At 69.3% G+C, this 19,202-nt stretch carries 12 protein-coding genes, 1 pseudogene and 1 riboswitch; of the genes and pseudogenes, 7 read left to right on the top strand and 6 right to left on the bottom strand.

The window, feature by feature from the left end; genetic code table 11:
• Positions 1–255: 255 nt before the first annotated feature.
• Entirely contained in the window at positions 256–2,685 is a 2,430-nt protein-coding gene (locus tag MC375_RS01065; protein ID WP_242101431.1) for a VCBS repeat-containing protein, read from the bottom strand.
• Positions 2,686–2,845: 160 nt separating this feature from the next.
• On the bottom strand, positions 2,846–4,687 hold the full coding sequence (locus MC375_RS01070) for a winged helix-turn-helix domain-containing protein (protein WP_242101432.1): 1,842 nt from the start codon (positions 4,685–4,687) through the stop codon (positions 2,846–2,848).
• A 176-nt stretch (positions 4,688–4,863) separates the two neighbouring features.
• Here MC375_RS01070 and MC375_RS01075 point away from each other — a divergent pair.
• Positions 4,864–6,888: pseudogene (locus tag MC375_RS01075) on the top strand (sodium-translocating pyrophosphatase); the annotation flags it as partial.
• A 57-nt stretch (positions 6,889–6,945) separates the two neighbouring features.
• A complete protein-coding gene (locus MC375_RS01080; RefSeq protein WP_277929315.1) occupies positions 6,946–7,299 on the top strand; it encodes an OmpA family protein in 354 nt (117 codons plus the stop codon).
• A 125-nt stretch (positions 7,300–7,424) separates the two neighbouring features.
• On the opposite strand, the gene MC375_RS01085 is transcribed toward MC375_RS01080, so the two are convergent.
• On the bottom strand, positions 7,425–8,999 hold the full coding sequence (locus MC375_RS01085) for a M91 family zinc metallopeptidase (RefSeq protein ID WP_242101433.1): 1,575 nt from the start codon (positions 8,997–8,999) through the stop codon (positions 7,425–7,427).
• 161 nt (positions 9,000–9,160) lie between these two features.
• Between MC375_RS01085 and ppa the strand changes: the two genes are divergently transcribed.
• Positions 9,161–9,709, top strand: coding sequence for an inorganic diphosphatase (gene ppa, locus MC375_RS01090; RefSeq protein WP_242101434.1), 549 nt, complete (start codon positions 9,161–9,163; stop codon positions 9,707–9,709).
• 48 nt (positions 9,710–9,757) lie between these two features.
• On the opposite strand, the gene MC375_RS01095 is transcribed toward ppa, so the two are convergent.
• From MC375_RS01095 to thiC, 3 genes are all read right to left on the bottom strand, one after another.
• Positions 9,758–10,474: an ion channel gene (locus MC375_RS01095; RefSeq protein WP_242101435.1), complete on the bottom strand. Its 717-nt coding sequence runs from the start codon at positions 10,472–10,474 to the stop codon at positions 9,758–9,760.
• 11 nt (positions 10,475–10,485) lie between these two features.
• On the bottom strand, positions 10,486–11,085 hold the full coding sequence (locus tag MC375_RS01100; protein WP_242101436.1) for a DUF4136 domain-containing protein: 600 nt from the start codon (positions 11,083–11,085) through the stop codon (positions 10,486–10,488).
• Between the two features lie 88 nt (positions 11,086–11,173).
• A complete protein-coding gene (thiC, locus tag MC375_RS01105; RefSeq protein WP_242101437.1) occupies positions 11,174–13,066 on the bottom strand; it encodes a phosphomethylpyrimidine synthase ThiC in 1,893 nt (630 codons plus the stop codon).
• Between the two features lie 131 nt (positions 13,067–13,197).
• Positions 13,198–13,295, bottom strand: a riboswitch (TPP riboswitch).
• Between thiC and MC375_RS01110 the strand changes: the two genes are divergently transcribed.
• The 4 genes from MC375_RS01110 to thrC all read left to right on the top strand — a co-directional run bounded on the left by MC375_RS01110 (position 13,269) and on the right by thrC (position 19,077).
• Positions 13,269–13,994, top strand: coding sequence for a YdeI/OmpD-associated family protein (locus MC375_RS01110; protein WP_242101438.1), 726 nt, complete (start codon positions 13,269–13,271; stop codon positions 13,992–13,994). Its footprint overlaps the riboswitch before it by 27 nt.
• A 354-nt stretch (positions 13,995–14,348) precedes the next feature.
• A complete protein-coding gene (thrA, locus tag MC375_RS01115) occupies positions 14,349–16,838 on the top strand; it encodes a bifunctional aspartate kinase/homoserine dehydrogenase I (RefSeq protein WP_242101439.1) in 2,490 nt (829 codons plus the stop codon).
• Positions 16,835–17,767 (top strand): homoserine kinase, encoded by a 933-nt coding sequence (locus MC375_RS01120; RefSeq protein ID WP_242101440.1) that lies wholly within the window; start codon positions 16,835–16,837, stop codon positions 17,765–17,767. The genes thrA and MC375_RS01120 overlap by 4 nt, the downstream gene beginning before the upstream one ends.
• Positions 17,768–17,781: 14 nt before the next feature.
• Positions 17,782–19,077, top strand: a complete 1,296-nt coding sequence (thrC, locus tag MC375_RS01125; RefSeq protein ID WP_242102919.1) for a threonine synthase — start codon at positions 17,782–17,784, stop codon at positions 19,075–19,077.
• Positions 19,078–19,202 lie beyond the last annotated feature (125 nt).

A 19,202-nucleotide genomic window follows, 5' to 3' on the forward strand; every position in this document is an offset into this window, starting at 1 on the left:
AAACTGGGCCGCAGGCTGGCACGGGGCAGCTGAACACCCCTTCGACGGGGCTTCCGGCTGGACCGGCCCGCGCCGGGAACTCGCTTCCTGTCGCCTGCAGGGCCTGGCCCTCCGCGCAAGTGGGAGGGGAGAGGCGCTGCGGGCACAAGCGGGCCCGAGCGTGCCCGGGACGAGGGGTCCGGGGGAGGTCGGATCCGGGCACGCTCGGGATTTGCGCGGGCAAGGGCGCAGCACGCTGCGCCCTTGCCCCAGGTGCTAGCGCGCGTTGGCGTGGACCGAGACCGCGCCTTCGGTATTGGCGGCGACCACGTCGACCTTGCCGTCGCCGGTCACGTCCGCAAGGGTGATCGCGCGCGGCGCGCCGCCGGTGTGGACGCGTTCGATGGCCGAAAATGCGCCACTGCCGTCGTTGCGCAGCACCGTGACCGTGCCGTTGTTGGTGTTGGCAGTGGCGATGTCGGGCGCACCGTCGCCATTGATGTCGCCAACGACCAGGGACCATGCCCACGGCCACAGCCACGCGCACGCCGGCTCGCAGCTGGCCACGTCCTGATCCAGGTACAGCGGGAAGTGCACGGCCGCGTCGAAGCCACTCTTGGCGTTGCCGGTCAGCAGCGAAACGGTTTGCGCGGTGTGGTTGAGGCTGACCAGGTCCGGGTGCTTGTCGCCGGTCACGTCGACCGCGGCCACGGCCACCGGCCCGAAATCGGTGGTCAGGTGGACTGGGGCGCCGAAGCCGCCGACACCGTCGCCGGCCAGCAGCCGCAGGCCCGGATCGCCGAAATCGAAGTGGGGAACGATGAGGTCCGCGATTCCATCGCCGGTGGCATCGGCCGCCGCGATAGAACTCGGGTCCCTTGCGACCCCCTCGATCTGGATCTGGCCACCGAAGCCGCCGCGGCCATCGCCGGCCAGGATCGAAATGCTGCCCAGATCAGGGGGCATGCAGTCGGGATCTCCGGGCAGGCAGAAATAGGGCACGTTGGCCGTGGCGATATCCAGATGGCCATCGCCAGTGAGATCGGCCACCGTCACCGCGCGCGCGCCCTGGGATTGGAGCGCTATCTCGTAGCGATGCGGATCGGAGAACCCACCTTCGCCATCGCCCAGCAGGACCGAAACCGCGTTGGGGCCGCCGTGGACGACGAACAGATCCATCGCGCCGTCCGCGTTGGCATCGCCGCCGGCGATCCCGGCGGCGGAGTCCGCATCGAGATCGAAATGCCGCGGCGCGGCCAGCCCGCCCGAGCCATCGCCCAGCTGCACGGCCACTTTGACCCTGCCGTCCACTGCGGTGCCGGCGGTGGCCACGTCCGGTCGGCCATCGCCGTTGAAGTCGCCGCCCACCAGCGACTCGGCATTGAGCTGCAGCCTGGTATCGAAATTTCCCCATCGGCCGACATGACCCGCCCGGTCGGTGGGCAGGATCGCCACCATCTCGTGGGTGCCGACCGCGACGTTGGTGACGATGTCCGGCCGCCGGTCGCCGGTGACATCGGCGATGGCCACCGGATCGGGGGCCCCGCCCGCGCCGGGGATGTCGACCGGGCCCGCGAACCCGCCTGCGCCGTCGCTGGCCAGCAACGTCAGGATCCGGTCGACGGGCCGCCCGGCCACGATGTCCGCATGGCCATCGCCGGTGACGTCGCCCACCGCCACCGATTCCGCGCGGCCGAGGGTCTGCTTCCCCAAGGACAGCAGTTGCGCGGCACCGAAGCCACCGGCGCGCTTTCCGGCCAGTACCGAAACCGAACCGGGGGTGTCGTAGCCGGCATCGCCGTCGGTCTGGTTCGCGGTGACGATATCCACGCGGCGATCGCCGGTGACCTCGGCGACGGCCAGCCGCAGGACGCTGACTTCGGGCCCTGCCGACAGCAGCACCGGCGCATGGAACTTGCCCTTGCCATTGCTCGCCAGCAGCGACACACCGGCATCGAGCCCGGCGCTGAGGATGTCCGGGTAGCCATCGCCGGTCGCGTCGGCGACCACTACCCCGCCGGCGAAGGCGGCGGTGGGAAACCGCGCCGGCTCCGAGAATCCGCCCTTGCCGTCGCCGAACAGGACCGAGACCGTCTGGTCCATGCCGTCGCCGGTGACGATGTCCTGGCGACCATCCCGGTTCAGGTCGCCCACGGCCACCGATGACGGCTCGTCGCCGTTGCCCAGCTTGACCCGGATCGGCTCGGCGAAGCGCCCTGCGCCCTGGCCGACGAACACTTCGAGCGTGTCGCGGCTGAAGCCGGCCGCGACGATGTCCGGATGCCGCTTGCCGACCAGGTGGCCCACCGCCACCTCGACCCGGTACAGGCTGGCCTCGCCGGCGCTGGCGATCGGATAGTAGACGGCGTCGGACACCCGGCCCTTGCGGTCGCTGAGCACCACGCCGACCGTCAGGCTCAGTTCGTTCCCGGTGACGATGTCCGCCGTGCGGTCGCCGGTCAGGTCGGCCAGGGCCAGCGACCGCGACAGATCGCCCTCGATCAGCAACTGGCGTTGCGCCGTGGGCAGCAGCCATCGGCCGTCGTGACTCGGGGGCTTGTTGGCGGCCGTTCGGACCGCGTTTGCGCCGGGCGAAGCCGATGGCTGCGCAGCGCTCTGCGCTGGCGCATTCGTCGGCGCCGCGGACGCCATGGCCATGGCACACAGGGCGGCCACGGTGGTGGCCAGTCTGACCGGATGAATCATGGGGGATTCGCCTCTTTCGTTGGGCAGCGAACGAGGCTGCGGCGAACGGCTCGGGAATCCACTCCAAAATGATGACGAACGCGCTACAGGTGCACTGATCGGCTCGCGAATCAGCGGATCGGCGGGCCCCGGGCGGCGCCCTGGACCACTTCGTCGGCGCTCAGCGAACGGCCAGGAGCCCGTCCGGCGCGCTTGTGCGCGGCGCTTCGGGCATGGCTGGCAACGGACGTTCGCCGGCCAGCCTGCGGGCATTCGCGGCTGCTTCCTGCCATCCCCGCTGATCGCCAAGGGCCTGCGACAGGCGCACCTGCAGCATGGCCGCGTCGTAGTCCTGCCCGGCCCAAGGGCCAATCCGCTCGGCCAGCGCCGATGCCTCGGCGAATGCGCCCCGTTCGATCAGCCAGGGCAGGTAGGTGGTGGCCACGTCCACGATCCGGGCCGGAGTGCCCGCGGCTTCGGCGCGCGCCAGCGCCCGGCGGTAGGCGAGCCCGGCTTCCGGTTGCCTCCCATAGGCTTGGGCCGCCAGCGCCCGGATCAGCCAGGCGTCCATCGTGTCGTCTGCGGCGACCATCGCGACGATCGCGTCCGGGACCGGCGCGCCCGCCGCCAACCCCAGCTGCAGCCGCTGCCGCTGCAGCCGGCGGAGCAAGGCCGGATCGGCGTCCACCCGCCCATCGGCCAATGCCCGGTCGGCGAGCTTGAGCGCAGCGCCGAGATCGCCGCTGCGCCAGGCCAGTTCCGTGCGCAGCAGGCCGGCGCGGCGATCGCCGCCTCCGGCCCTCTGGCCATCACCGCGCGCGGCGAGCAGGGTGCGGGCTTCGTGCAGCCGGCCGCTGCCGAGCAGGGTCTCGGCCAGGCCCACCACCAATGCAGACCGGTCGGCGGCGTCCGGGATCTCCTCGCGCAGCGCCCATGCGCTGGTGGCGTGGCGCCGGGCCTGTGGCCATTCCAGCAGTTGCCGGTGCAGCGAAGCCAGTTCGGCGTGGGTGGCCGCCTGCCCTGCATCGATACCTGCGAGCGGATCGAGCGCCCCGGGATCGCCGGTATCGCCGTCGACGAATGTGTTCAACTCCGAACTCGGGTCATGCCCCGGAGCGCCACCGGCCCCGCCACTGCGTTGCTCCAGGACACCAAGGTTGGCGTTGACCCACCCCAGCGAACGCAGGTCGCCGCTGCGGGCCAGGAGCGTGCGCGCCCGCTGCAGGTCTTCCTGCGCCGCGTCGAACTTGCCCAACGCGATCCGCGCCACGCCGCGACCGTTGCGGGCCCGACCAAGCAAGGCTGGCTCGGCCCGCATGTCGATCAGGCCGATGGCTGCGCTGAAGTCCTGTTCGGCATCGGCGTGGCGGCCCAGCCGGATCTCGAAGCGCGCGCGCTGCACCAGCGCGCGGGCGCGCAGATGCGGGTCGCCGCGACCGCCTTGTGACTCGAGCAGATGGTCCAACGCCACCAGGCCACGCTGGTGACGCCCGGCCAGGAAATCCTGCTGCGTCTGCAACAGCACCTGCTCGGGGTCCTCGCGCACCGGCATGGACACGGGCCCGCCCAGCAGACCCCAGGCAGCCGTGGCGACCAGCATCAACGCCGCCGCCAGCCCTTGCCGTTGCCAGCGCTGCGGCTGCAGCGGCAGCGCGCTGGATGCGGCCGGCCCGAACGACAGCACCTGCACCGTCTCCGGCGGCGCATCGGATTCGCGGGTTTCCCCCACCCAGTGGAAGCCGTATCGCGGCACGGTGCGGATCAAGCGCTGATGGCGGCCATCGTCGCCCACCACGCGCCGCGCGCGCAGGACCACCTGACCCAGCTGGGCGTCCGAGACGTTGTGGCGGCCGAACACAGCCTGCGCCAGCTCATCGCGACTGACCGCGCGCTCGCGCTGCTCGATCAGATGCTGGAGGCATTCGAAGCATCGCGCCGGCATCGCGACGGACTTGCCGTTCCGCCGCAACTCGCGCGTCCCACAGTCGAGTTCGAAGCCGGAAAAGCGATAGACGTTGGCCACGGGAACAAAGGCACGCCGGGTCCTGAGGCCATCGATGATGGGCGCGCCTGCCGGCGCAGTCAACCGCGGCCGGGGTAGCGTTGCCACCCGCGAGCACGGGCGTGGTTGGCGGCGACAGGGGCCTGTGCAATAGTCCGGGGGTTTGCCGCCTTTGGCATCACTCTGGGAGGGGTCACATGCTGGAGCAGTACGGTTTGGTCCTGGCGCTGGTCTGCGCCGTCATCGCGATCGGGTACGGCATGTATTACGCCGGCTGGATCAACAAGCAGCCCGCGGGCAACGCGCGCATGCAGGAAATCGCCGGCGCGATCCAGGAAGGCGCACGCGCCTACCTCAACCGCCAGTACACCACCATTGCCATCGCCGGCGCGGTGCTGTTCGTGCTGATCGGCCTGTTCCTCAAGTGGCCGACTGCGATCGGCTTCCTGCTCGGCGCGGTGCTCTCGGGCGCGGCCGGCTATATCGGCATGAACGTGTCGGTCCGCGCCAACGTGCGCACGGCCGAGGCCGCGCGCAGCGGCATCGGCCCGGCCATGGATGTCGCGTTCAAGGGCGGCGCCATCACCGGCATGCTGGTCGTGGGGCTGGGCCTGCTGGGCGTCGCTGGCTACTGGCTGGTGCTGGAGAAGATGGGCATGGCCAGCGCGGACGCGCTGCATGCGCTGGTCGGCCTGGCGTTCGGCTCGTCGCTGATCTCGATCTTCGCGCGTCTGGGCGGCGGCATCTTCACCAAGGGCGCGGACGTCGGCGCCGACCTGGTGGGCAAGGTCGAAGCCGGCATTCCCGAGGACGATCCGCGCAACCCGGCGGTGATCGCCGACAACGTGGGCGACAACGTCGGCGACTGCGCCGGCATGGCCGCCGACCTGTTCGAGACCTACGCGGTCACCGTGATCGCCACCATGCTGCTGGGCGGGCTGATGATGGCCGAGGCCGGCCGCAACGCGATCCTGTACCCGCTGGTGCTGGGCGGGGTGTCGATCATCGCTTCGATCATCGGTACCTACTTCGTCAAGGTCGCCGAGGGCGGTTCGATCATGGGTGCGCTGTACAAGGGCGTGATCGTGTCGGGCGCGATCGCGGCGGTGTTCTTCTGGTTCGTGACCGGCTCGATGATGGGCGATTCCGCCTATGGCACGACCAACCTGTTCCTGTGCGCGCTGATCGGCCTGCTGCTGACCGGCGCCATCGTCTGGATCACCGAGTACTACACCGGCACCCAGTACAAGCCGGTGCAGCACGTGGCCCAGGCCTCCACCACGGGCCACGGCACCAACATCATCGCCGGCCTGGGCGTGTCGATGAAGTCGACCGCACTGCCGGTGATCGCGGTGTGCTTCGCGATCTGGGCGTGCTTCTCGTTCGCCGGACTGTATGGCATTGCCGTCGCCGCGACCGCGATGCTGTCGATGGCCGGCATGATCGTGGCGCTGGATGCCTACGGCCCGATCACCGACAACGCCGGCGGCATCGCCGAGATGGCGGAAATGCCGCCTGAGGTGCGCGCAGTCACCGACCCGCTGGATGCGGTGGGCAACACCACCAAGGCGGTGACCAAGGGTTACGCGATCGGTTCGGCCGCGCTGGCCGCGCTGGTGCTGTTCGCCGATTACACCCACAACCTGCAGGCGGCGCACCCGGGCACGGTGTTCGCATTCGACCTGTCCGACCACACCGTGATCATCGGCCTGCTGATCGGCGGCCTGATCCCGTACCTGTTCGGCGCGATGGCGATGGAAGCCGTGGGCCGCGCGGCCGGCAGCGTGGTGGAGGAAGTGCGCCGCCAGTTCCGCGATATCCCCGGGATCATGGAAGGCACGGGCAAGCCGCAGTACGACAAGGCGGTCGACATGCTGACCAAGTCGGCGATCAAGGAAATGATCGTACCGTCGCTGCTGCCCGTGGCCGTGCCGATCGTGATCGGCATGCTGCTGGGGCCCAAGGCGCTGGGCGGCCTGCTGATCGGCACCATCGTCACCGGCATCTTCGTCGCGATCTCGATGACCACCGGCGGCGGCGCCTGGGACAACGCCAAGAAGTACATCGAGGACGGCAACTTCGGCGGCAAGGGCTCCGAAGCGCACAAGGCCGCGGTCACCGGCGACACTGTCGGCGATCCCTACAAGGACACCGCCGGCCCCGCGATCAACCCGCTGATCAAGATCATCAACATCGTGGCGCTGCTGATGGTGCCGCTGTTGCCGGTGGGGAGCGCGGGTGGCAGTGCCGATGCCCACGTCGCAGGCGATGGCACGGCCATGAGTGCCACCCGTGATGGAGCGGATGCAGCCGCGGGCCGCGCTGCCGCCGCCACGCTGTACTACGAGGTCGGTTCGGCAATGCCGCCGGCGGACGCCGATGCGCAGCTGGGCGGGGTTCTGGATGCGTTGCGCCAGAATTCGCGTGCGGTCGCGCGCATCTCCGGCTTCCACGACGCAGCCGGCGACGCCGCCACCAACGAGGCGTTGGCGAGGGAGCGGGCCGAGGGCGTGCAGCACTGGCTCGAAGCCCAGGGCGTGCCGGCCGAGCGCATCGTGCTGGACAAGCCGATGGCGACGACGGGCGACGGCCCGGCCCAGGAAGCACGGCGGGTCGAGGTCACGGTCGAGTAACGCCAGCGACCTGCCGAACAAGAAAACGGCGGCCCTTGGCCGCCGTTTTTGTTTGCGGAAAACAAAAAGCGGCGCGCTTCCGATGCGCGCCGCCCCGCCCCTTTCCTTGTGCGGAAACCTGAGCCCTAGAGCGTGTAGTTGGGACGGTCCGGCAGGCCCAGCTCGCGGCGGATGCCGTTCTCGGTGAGTCCGATCGGGTTGTGGGTTGTGGCCGGCGTCGACGGATCCCCATCGAAATCGAACGGCGCTGCGCTCGTCTCCAGCCCCACCGCCTGGCGTTCGGCATTGGGCACGTTGCCCGAATCCGGCCCGGTGCCGCGATAGGTGCCCGGCTGGAAGGTGCCGGTCACGCCGTTATAGGCATGCGACATCTCGTGGTAGAGCACCACCACCGGGGCCGGGAACTCGGCCATGTGGAACGACGGGTTGTAACTGATGATCACGTCCGAACCCTCGCCGGCGCGGCCGTTGCGGATCTCGGCATTGCCGCGCCCGAGGGTCTGCGCGTAGCCGTTCTGCTCGTTGGCCAGTTCGCGGATGGTGACGGTATTGCCGCTGGCCGCGGCGGAATCGAACTCGGCCAGCATCGTCTGCCCGTTGGGCGAGCTGCGCAGGAATTCGAGTTCGGCTTCGACCCGCTGGCGGAAGGACTCGGATCCCTCGACCTTCACTCCGCGCGTGCCCAGGCTGGGGTCGATCTCGACGTTGACCACCACCTGGCCGGTGTCGCGCTGCCCAGCGGCGAAGCGCACCGCGTCGATTTCTTCTGCATAGATCTGGTCGCCTGAGGTCGCGCCATCGACCGAATCGGTCCCGCTGCCCAGGTAAATGTTGTTGTCGCCGCCGCTGGTGACGCGGTCGTCGCCGAGGCCGGCCGAGACCATGTTCGTGCCCTGGCTGCCGTCGACCTGGTCGTCGCCCGCGCCGGCTTCGATGAAGTTGGTGCCATCGCCGGCCGTGAGCACGTCCTCGCCGTCGCCGCCATGGACCACGTCGTCGCCCGCACCGGCGTCGACCGTGTCGTTGCCGGTGTTGCCGAAAACGTCATCGCGGCCTTCGCCGGAGGTGACCACGTCGTTGCCGGCACCGCCGTCGATGCGGTCGTCGCCCGCGCCGGTGGCGATGGCATCGTCGCCCGTGCCGCCGTCCACCACGATGTTGACGCGCACGTTCGGCGCGACTTCGATCAGGTCGTCGCCGGCGCCCACGCGCAGGGTGAGTTCCTGGCGCTCGGCCAGCGACACGTCGAATTCCTCGCCGTTGACACTGACCACCACCGTACCGTCGTCGCGCTGGCTCACCTGGACCTGGTCGTTGCCGCTGCCGGTGGTGGTGAACACCAGCTGGTCGCTGCTGACATAGGTCTGGCCGAAGCCACCACCGGCGATGGTCCGCTCGCGTGCGATCGTGGCCTGGTCACCCTGGTGCAACGGATCGACCTGGATCGGCTTGCCGTCCGGCGTGCTGTCCTCGGTCCGCTGCGAAGGATTGCTGCTGCTGCCGTCGATGGGGATCGCGGGATCGGCGCCCGGCAGCAGGCTCATCAGCTCGATCCCGGTGCTCTCGGTCGCTTCCGGCAGGGCGTTCGCGTCCAGATCGGCCGGGGAGCTCAGCGCATCGCTGTCCGCGCGCGGGTCGTCCCAATAGGAACTGTTCTGCGGGGCGTAGGCGGTGGTGGACAGACTGGGATCGGAACTCATCGCTTGCGGCCTCATTCCCTGGAGTACGGACGCAGGTATACGGGGCCGTACGGAGCCGCAAAAGCTGGGGCCGACCCTAGCGTATGGTTTTCCCTAGGTGCGTGTTGCGACGCAGCACGGACGCGTAGAATGCGCCCCTTCGCGCACGAATGAGGCTGCTAATGGGTCTGGATCTGGTTCCCACCGGCGACAATCCGCCGGAAGAGGTCAACGTCATCATCGAGATCCCCAAGGACGCCGAGCCGGTCAAGTACGAGGTCGACAAGGCCAGCGGCGCGATCTTCGTGGATCGGGTGCTGTCCACCCCGATGCGCTATCCGTGCAACTACGGCTACGTGCCGCATACGCTGTGCGGCGACGGCGACCCGGCCGACGTGCTGGTGCTGATGCCCTTGGGCCTGATCCCCGGCTCGGTGATCCAGGTCCGCCCGGTGGGCGTGCTGCGCATGATCGACGAAGCCGGCAACGACGAGAAGATTTTGGCGGTGCCGATCGACAAGGTGTTCCCCGGCTACGCCCACATCCAGCATATCGACGACGTGCCCAAGCACTGGCTCGACCGCATCGGTTACTTCTTCGAGCACTACAAGGATCTGGAAGCCGGCAAGTGGGTCAAGCTCGATGGATGGGGCGGACGCGACGAGGCGCGCCAGGTCCTGCGCGAATCGATCGAACGCTACGAAGGCAGCAGCCAGAAGCCGCGGTTCTAGCAGGCGCGGTTCTAGCAGGCGCGGTTCTGGCAGGCGCGCTCTGATCGATCAGCGCCGCGCGCGCACGATCGTCAGGCCGATCAGCCGCGACACCACGGTGGCGATGTAACCCACGCCCGCGAACTGCTCGAGCATGGTCAGCACCCGCGCGGGCGAGCTGACCGGGAGCACATCGCCCAGCCCGGTCGCGGACAGATTGGTGAAGCTGTAGAACAGCAGTTCCATCCAGTGCCGCGGCCGCCCGGGTTCGATGCCGGTAAAGCTGCCCGGGTACCAGGCCTGGCAAACGAAATAGGCGTAGGCAAACCCCCAGGCCAGCAGGGTGAAGGTCGCGCCCGCGGCGAACAGCTCATCGTTGGTGACCTCGTGGTCGTGCAGCATGTACGAGATCAGGCTCGCGGCGGCGTAGAAGTACAGCGCCGCTTCCAGCATCGCCGACAACGGCAGCAAGGCCTCGTGTTCGAACAGCACGCCGATCACGGTCAGGGCCATTGCCGGCAGCGCCAGCAGCCAGGCGACCAGGCTGACGAACGGACCGCTGCGCACCACCCAGACCGCCAGCGGCACCACCACCAGCGCCACCGCACCGAACAGCAGGCGGCCGCTCTGGGTCTGGTCCATCAGCGGATACAGCAGCAGGCTCAGCAGCTGCGCCGCCAGCAGGAATGCGGACGGATGCCGGCGCGCCAGCAGGCTCCAGCGCCGCGAGCGCCGCGCCGCAGCTGCGACGCCGGCGTCGACGCCGCTTTCGGACGACTCACCCATTCGGCCGAATGTCAGTCCGTCGCAACCGGCACGGTCGACCCGGCGCGATACGGGTACTGGGCGAAGATGCTGGCGATCGCCTTGTCCACCTCGGCCAGCCGCTCATGCGGCGTGCGCTTGGTCACCCGGCCGATGGCGGCGCCGGTCCACACCATCCGGTTGCGCTCGGCGTCCACCAGGTCGACCGTCAGCGTGCCTTCGGTGTATTGGTGGACCTGGGTGTCGTCGTACCAGAACGGCATGGCGAAATAGGCGCGGCGACGGTAGCTGTAGAAGTACTGGTAGTCCGTGCGCGGAACCGACCACACGTCGGTCTTCTCGCGCACGATGCCCTGGAAGTTGACCTGCAGGTCCGGATCGCTCTCGACGTAGCGGTAACCGCGCGCCTCCATTTCGCGGCGCACGTCGTCCTTGATCCGGTCGGAGATCCAGCTGGAGTAACCGGACTCCTCCATCGCGATCGGCTTGTAGAAGCCCCAGGTCCGGTAGCGACTGAAATCGGCGGAAGGATCGTAATCGGTGCGCACCCGCGGGCCGGTGGCGCAAGCGGTAAGCAGCAGCGCGACCAGCAGCACCGCGACGTGCCTGAAATCGAATCGCATGGCGTTCATGACCAGCTCCGGAAAAGGGTCGGACCTACGGCGCGAGTCTACGCCGCGGACATCCACGCAAGGTGATTCCGGATTAAGCCTTCAGCTTTCATTCGGCCCGGTAGACCTCGGCGCCCTGGGCCCGGAATTCGGCCGACTTGGCCGCCATCCCGGCCTCCAGCGCAGCGGCCTCGTCCACCCCCTGCGCGGCTGCGTAATCGCGCACGTCCTGGGTGATCTTCATGCTGCAGAAATGCGGGCCGCACATCGAGCAGAAGTGCGCGAGCTTGTGCGCGTCCTTGGGCAGGGTCTCGTCGTGGAATTCCTTGGCCTTTTCCGGATCCAGCCCGAGGTGGAACTGGTCCTGCCAGCGGAACTCGAACCGCGCCTTGCTCAGCGCGTTGTCGCGCACCTGCGCACCCGGATGGCCCTTGGCGAGATCCGCTGCATGCGCGGCGATCTTGTAGGCCATGATCCCGTCGCGCACGTCCTCGCGGTTGGGCAGGCCCAGGTGCTCCTTCGGCGTCACGTAGCAGAGCATCGCGGTGCCGTACCAGCCGATCATCGCCGCACCGATCGCGGAAGTAATGTGGTCGTAGCCCGGCGCGATATCGGTGGTCAGCGGGCCCAGCGTGTAGAACGGCGCCTCGCCGCACTCGGCCAGCTGCTTGTCCATGTTCTCCTTGATCAACTGCATCGGCACGTGGCCGGGGCCTTCGATCATGGTCTGCACGTCGTGCTTCCACGCGACCCTGGTGAGTTCGCCCAGCGTTTCCAGTTCGCCGAACTGCGCGGCGTCGTTGGCGTCGGCGATGCAGCCCGGTCGCAGGCCGTCGCCCAGCGAGAAGGCGACGTCGTAGGCCTTCATGATTTCGCAGATGTCCTCGAAATGCGTATAGAGGAAGCTCTCGCGATGGTGCGCCAGGCACCACTTGGCCATGATCGAACCGCCGCGCGAGACGATGCCGGTGACGCGTTTGGCCGTAAGCGGCACGTAGCGCAGCAGCACGCCGGCGTGGATGGTGAAGTAGTCCACGCCCTGCTCGGCCTGTTCGATCAGGGTGTCGCGGAAGATCTCCCAGGTGAGTTCTTCGGCACGACCGTCGACCTTTTCCAGCGCCTGGTAGATCGGCACCGTGCCGATCGGTACCGGCGAATTGCGCACGATCCACTCGCGGGTTTCGTGGATGTGCTTGCCGGTGGACAGGTCCATGACCGTGTCGCCACCCCAGCGGATCGCCCAGACCAGCTTCTCCACTTCCTCGGCGATGCCGGAGGACACCGCGCTGTTGCCGATGTTGGCGTTGATCTTGGTCAGGAAGTTGCGGCCGATGATCATCGGCTCGCTTTCGGGATGGTTGATGTTGTTGGGCAGGATGGCGCGGCCGCGCGCGATCTCGTCGCGCACGAATTCCGGGGTGATGATCGTCTGGATGCTGGCGCCGAAGCTTTCGCCCGGATGCTGCGACAGCAGGCGCGCATCGCGGACCGCTTCGATCCGCTGGTTCTCGCGGATCGCGACGTATTCCATCTCCGGCGTGACGATGCCGCGGCGCGCGTAGTGCATCTGGGTGACGTTCGCGCCGGACTTCGCGACGCGCGGCAGCATGCGCGCCGGAAAACGGACCGCGGCAAGTTTCGGATCGCGCGCGCGCGCGCGCCCGAACTCGGAGCTGAGCTGCGGCAGCACTTCGGTATCGCCGCGCGCTTCGATCCAGGGCGCGCGCAGCGGTGCCAGGCCGGCGGCCAGGTCGATCTGCGCCTGCGGATCGGTATAGGGCCCGGACGGGTCGTAGACGGTGACGGGAGGGTTGTCCTCGCCGCCGAACAGGGTCGGAGTCTGGCTCTGGGCAATCTCGCGCATGGCCACGCGCACGACCTGTCCATGCGGCGCCTGGGGCGAGCCTTCGACGAACACCTTGCGCGATCCCGGGATCGGCCGGGTAACGGATTCGGACAGCTGATCGGTCTGCTGCAGGAGTTCGGAGGGAACTGCGTTCATTTGTGTCGCCCGGTTTCGTTGCGTGGGGTCGCGATGACGACCTGGGCCGCGAAGTTCCTCCCGCGCTGCGGCGCGTTGGACGCCGTAGCAGTTGAGGACCTCGCGGCGCGACGAAGCGGCGGCGCGCACGGCGAGCGTGTCACGAAGCTTCCCTACGCCGGTGTCAACCGGATCAGGTTCGAAGGGTCTGTCTCAACCGCGCATGGGCGCGGTACCCCCGCTTCGACGGCTATTTGACCATGCGATCGATGGCGAAACCAGCGGCCTTTTGGCGCCGCTGCCGGCTGCCACTAAGCTGCCGGCCGGTGCCAGCGCAGCCAGGAGCAAGCAGATGCCGTCCGTCAAGGTCGACCCCGACAGGATCCACGAATTCAAGGACGCCGAGGCCTTCTACCGATGGCTCAGCCAGCATCACGACAAGCAAGGCGAGGTCTGGATCAAGATCCACAAGGTCGGATCCGGTCTGAAGTCGATCACCCCGGCGGAAGCGATCGACGCGGCGCTTTGCTGGGGCTGGATCGACGCGATCCGGAAGGGCTTCGACGACAAAAGCTTCCTGCAGCGCTACACGCAGCGCGGCAGGAAGAGCACCTGGAGCCAGATCAACGTCGACAATGTCGCTCGCCTGATCAAGGAGGGCAGGATGACCGAGCACGGGCTGAAGGAAGTCGAAGCGGCCAAAACCGACGGGCGCTGGGATCGCACCTACAGGATCAAGGGCACCAAGCTTCCAGACGACCTGCTGGCGGCGATCGAGGCCGAGCCAGCGGCCAGGGACATGCTGGAGAAACTCAACGCGAAGAACCGGTTCGCGCTGGCCTTCCGCACCCAAAGCATGAAGACCGAAGCGGGGCGGAAGAAGAAGATCGCGACCTTCGTGGAAATGCTCAAGCGCGGTGAGGCGATTTATCCGCAGGGCGGGAAATGAACCTTCGCGCACGACGCGACACCCCGCTTTGATGGCGACTTGACCACGCGGCCGCTCGGACCCAGGCATGGCTGCCACGCCGGTTACCCGAGCAACCGTTGACAGCCCCTCCAGGCGCGTGTTCAGCTGCGTGCATGACGCATCGCAACATGCATCCAGGCATGACCCCTGTCCCCGGCACCGGCGCGCCCGGTCTGGCGGCTGCTGCGACGATTACCACCGGTACCGGTACCCCACCTCACCGGGTACGGACCGGCGTGTCCATCTGATCCACCACGCCGCTCCGCACCCGATCCGGGTGTGGGGCTGCGTCCCTACCCGGCATCGCGGCGGAGCCCCAACGGAGCTTCATCGATGTCGTTCGTTCCGCAAGACCTCCTTGCCCACCGGGTCCACAAGTTCGGCGGCAGCAGCCTGGCCGACGCCACGCGCATCGGCGCGCTGCCCGCGCTGCTCGAACCCGACCGCGCGCACCCACGCTGGGTCGTGGTCTCGGCCATGCAGGGCACGACCGATGCACTGGTGGCGCTGGGCGAGCGCGCAGCAACCGGCGGCGACTGGCACCCAGGCTGGGAGGCGTTGCGCGATCGCCACCACGCCGCGGCGCGCGCGCTTGGCCTGGGCGATGCCACGACGCTGGCGCTTGATGCGGAACTCGACCGGCTGCGCGGCGACCTCGCGGCGCTGCAGAACGAAACCGGCCGCCCCGCGCGGCTCGCCCGCGTGCACGGCGCAGGCGAACTGCTGTCCTCGCACCTGGTCCAGGCCGCACTGGGCGCAGGCTGGGACCGGCTCGACGCGCGCGACGTGCTGGTGGTCCATGCCGGTGAAATGGGCGTCGGCGTGGACTGGGACGCGAGCCGCGCGCGCCTTGCCGCCTGGCGCGCAGCGCATCCGGCGCGCGACGTGGTCGTCACCGGCTTCATCGCACGCGATCGTTCCGGCGACGACACCACGCTGGGGCGCAACGGCAGCGACTACTCCGCCGCCATCTTCGCCAACCTGTGCGATGCGCAGGAACTGACCATCTGGACCGATGTCGACGGCGTGCTCTCGGCCGACCCGCGGCTGGTCCCGGATGCCCTGGTCCTGCCGACGATGTCGTATGCGGAAGCCTGCGAGCTGGCCTATTTCGGCGCCAAGGTGCTGCACCCGCAGACGATGGCGCCGGTGCAGTCGCGGGGCATCCCGCTGTGCATCCGCAATTCGCTGAACCCGGCCGCGCCAGGCACCTGGGTCCTGGCGGCGAATCCGGAAGGCGACGCAGAGCTGTCGCCGGTGAAGGGGCTGAGCCTGGTCCGGGGGCTGGCCGTACTCGAACTCGTCGGCAACGGGATGGTCGGCGTCCCCGGCGCCGCCGAGCGCCTGTTCGCGGCGCTGCACGGCGCCGGCGTGTCGGTAACGATGATCTCACAGGGCTCGTCCGAGCACTCGATCTGCTGCATCGTGCGCGCCGAACAGGTCGATCGCGCGCGCGACGCCGTCGCAGGCGCATTCCGCGAGGCGATGGCCGACGCACGCACGCAGGGCGTCGAGGTCACGCGCGGGATCTGCGTGCTCGCCGCGGTCGGCGACGGCATGGTCGGCACGCCCGGCGTGGCCGCGCGCCTGCTCGGCGGGCTGGCGCAGGCGCGGGTCAACGTGCGCGCCATCGCCCAGGGCGCGAGCGAGCGCAACATCTCGGTGGCCATCGCCGAAACCGACGCCACCCGTGCGCTGCGCGCGGCGCATTCGGCATTCTGGCTGTCGCCGCAGACCGTGTCGGTCGGCATCATCGGGCCGGGCAACGTCGGACGCAGCCTGCTGGCGCAGCTCGCCGCCGTGCTGCCGGGACTGCGCGAACGCTCGCAGGTGGACCTGCGCCTGCGTGCGATCGCCAACAGCCGGCGCATGGCGCTGGACCATTTCGTCATCGCGCCGGAAGTGGCGGTGGAGCGACTGGCTTCGGACGATGCGCAGCCGCTGGACCTGGATACCTTCGCCGCGCACGTGCGCGCCGGCCACATCCCGCACGCGCTGATCGTGGACTGCAGCGCCAGCGCCGCAACCGCGCAGAAGTATCCGGAATGGCTCGCGGCCGGCATCCACGTGGTCACGCCTAACAAGCAGGCCGGCAGCGGGGCCTGGTCGCGTTATGCCGCGATCCGCGCCGCGCAGCGCGCGGGCGGCGGGCGCTTCCTCTACGAGGCCACGGTCGGCGCCGGCCTGCCGGTGATCCTGACCCTGCGCAATCTGCTCGATACCGGCGACGCGCTGCACGCGGTTGACGGCATGCTCTCGGGCACGCTGGCCTGGCTGTTCAACAGCTACGATGGCAGCCGACCGTTCTCCGCGCTGGTGCGCGAAGCGCGGGCGCTGGGCTATACCGAGCCCGACCCGCGCGACGACCTGTCCGGGCTGGACGTGGCCCGCAAGCTGGTGATCCTGGCGCGCGAGGCCGGCCTGCAACTGTCGCTGGAGGACGTGGACGTGGAGAGCCTGGTGCCGGCATCGCTGCAGGGCGTGAGCGTGGACGAATTCATGGCGCGCCTCGACGAACTCGATGCGCCCATGGCGGCGCGGCTGCAGGCAGCGCAGTCCGCGGGCCTCGGGCTGCGCCACCTCGCCCGGCTCACCCGCGACGGCAGGGCGCAGGTCGGCGTGGTCGCACTGCCCGCCGACCATGCCTGCCGGCATACGCGGCTCACCGACAACCTGGTGCAGTTCACCACCGACCGTTATGCGTCCAATCCGCTGGTGGTCCAGGGCCCGGGGGCGGGCCCGGAAGTCACCGCAGCCGGCGTGTTCGGCGACGTGCTGGCGATCGCCAACGCGCTCGGCGCCACCGACGGGCGTTACGCATGAGCCACAGCGTCCGAGCTTTCGCGCCCGCCAGCGTCGGCAACATCGGCGTGGGCTTCGACCTGCTGGGGCATTCAATCGACGGGCCTCGCGACATCGCCAGCGTCGCGCGCATCGACGCGCCCGTGGTCAGGATCGACGCGGTCGCGGGCGACGTTGCCGGCGCGGCCTCGATTCCGCTCGACGCTACCGCCAATACCGCCGGGCGCGCGTTGATGGCGATGCGCGAAGCCCTGGGCCTGGCGCACGGCTTCGCGCTGACGCTCGAGAAAGGCATCCCGCTCGGCTCCGGGCTGGGCGGTTCGGCGGCCTCGTGCGTGGCCGCACTCGTGGCGGCGAACGCGCTGCTCGATGCGCCGCTGCCGCGCGAGGCGCTGTATGCCTTCGCGCTGGAGGGCGAAGCGGCGTCGACCGGCAGCCGCCACGGCGACAACGTAGCGCCGATGCTGCTTGGCGGCGTGGTCATGGCCCTGCCATCGCGGATGGTGGCGCTGCCGGTGCCGCCGGGCCTGCATGCGGTGGTGGTGCATCCGGACCAGGTGCTGGAGACCCGGCGCGCGCGCGCGGTGCTCGTAGAGCCTTATCCGCTGCCCGCGATCGTCGCCCATGGCGCCTGCCTCGCCCAGTTCATCAGCGGCCTGCACACGGGCGATCTCGACCTGGTCCGCGCCGGGCTACGCGACCTGCTGGTCGAACCCCGGCGCGCCGCGCTGATTCCCGGCTTTCCCCAGGTCAAGGCGGCTGCACTCGAACACGGCGCGCTCGGCGCCAGCATTTCCGGCGCCGGACCCAGCGTGTTCGCCTGGTTCGCATCGCAGCAGGAGGCCGAAGCTGCGGCGCCGGCGATGCGGGCCGCCTTCGTGGACAGCGGCTTCGATGCGCGCGCTTACGTCTCCCCGGTCGCCGGCCCGCGCGCGGACCTGATCGCATGAGCGCCGCCGAATCGATGCGCTACATCAGCACCCGAGGCGACGCGCCGGAAGTTGGCATCGAGGCTGCGCTGGTGGCAGGGCTGGCACCAGACGGCGGCCTGTACGTGCCCAGGCACATTCCGACGGTGGACCTGACCTCCCCTGCCGTATCGCTCGCCAGCATGGCAGCGCGCGTGCTCGCGCCCTACCTGCAGGGCTCGACGCTGCAGCCGCGGCTCGAAGCGTTGTGCACGAAAGCCTTCGCCTTCGACGCGCCGCTGCGTCCGCTGGCGGGTCAGGGCGACTTCCTGCTGGAGCTGTTCCACGGGCCGACGGCCGCGTTCAAGGATTACGCGGCGCGCTTCCTGGCCGCCGCGCTCGAAGCACTGCGCACCGACGGCGCGCCGCCGACCACGATCCTTGTCGCCACCTCTGGCGATACCGGCGCCGCAGTCGCTGCGGCGTTCCACCGACGCCCGGGTTTCGAGGTGGTGATCCTGTATCCGGACGGCGGTGTGTCGCCGCGCCAGGCCCACGGCCTGGGCTGCTGGGGCGACAACGTGCGCGCCTACCGCGTGGCCGGCAGCTTCGACGACTGCCAGCGCATGGCCAAGGCGGCCCTGGCCGACCCCGCCCTGCGCGCACGCCGGCCGCTGACCACCGCCAACAGCATCAGCCTGGGCCGGCTGCTGCCGCAGGCGGCTTATTACGCGCAGGCCGCCGCGCGACACCATGCGGCCCATGGCACCGCGCTGGGCTTCATCGTGCCCACCGGCAACCTGGGCAACGCCTGCGCCTGCCTGCTCGCGCAGCGCATGGGCGCGCCGATCCACGGGATCCGGCTGTCGACCAACGCCAACGACACCCTGTCGCGCTACTTCGGCGGCGGCGAATATCAGCCGCGACCCGTGCGGCCGACCCTGGCGAATGCGATGGACGTCGCCGCACCGAGCAACTTCGAACGCCTGCGCCATTGGCATGCCAGTGATGCCGCGCTGCGCACTGCCATGACCGCGGACGTGGTGGATGACGAGGCCATCCGCGATGCGATCCGGCAGGCACCGGCACGCCACGGCATCGTGCCCTGCCCGCACACCGCGACCGGGCTGCGCGTGCTCGAACGGCTGCGGGCCGGGGGCGACACCCGGACCTGGGCGGTGGTGGCGACCGCGCATCCGGCCAAGTTCGAGAGCATCGTGGAGCCGCTGGTCGGCCATGTGATCGCGCTGCCGCCGGCATTCGCCGAATGCCTGGCGCGACCGGCCAGCGCACAACCGCTCGCGGCGAACGACATGGCGCTGCGGGAAGTTCTGGTCGAAGATTTCTGCTGAAACCACTTCCGGATGCAACGGCCCCAGCGAGCGTCGTCGTCCGAGGCCACACGTGATCGCAGGCACAGCCGCGGGGACAACTCGCGCTTCATGGCGAAAAGTTCTAATCGAAACTGTTGACATTC

The sequence above is a fragment of the Lysobacter sp. M2-1 genome, assembly GCF_022662495.1.
Classification (GTDB): domain Bacteria; phylum Pseudomonadota; class Gammaproteobacteria; order Xanthomonadales; family Xanthomonadaceae; genus JAKPBU01.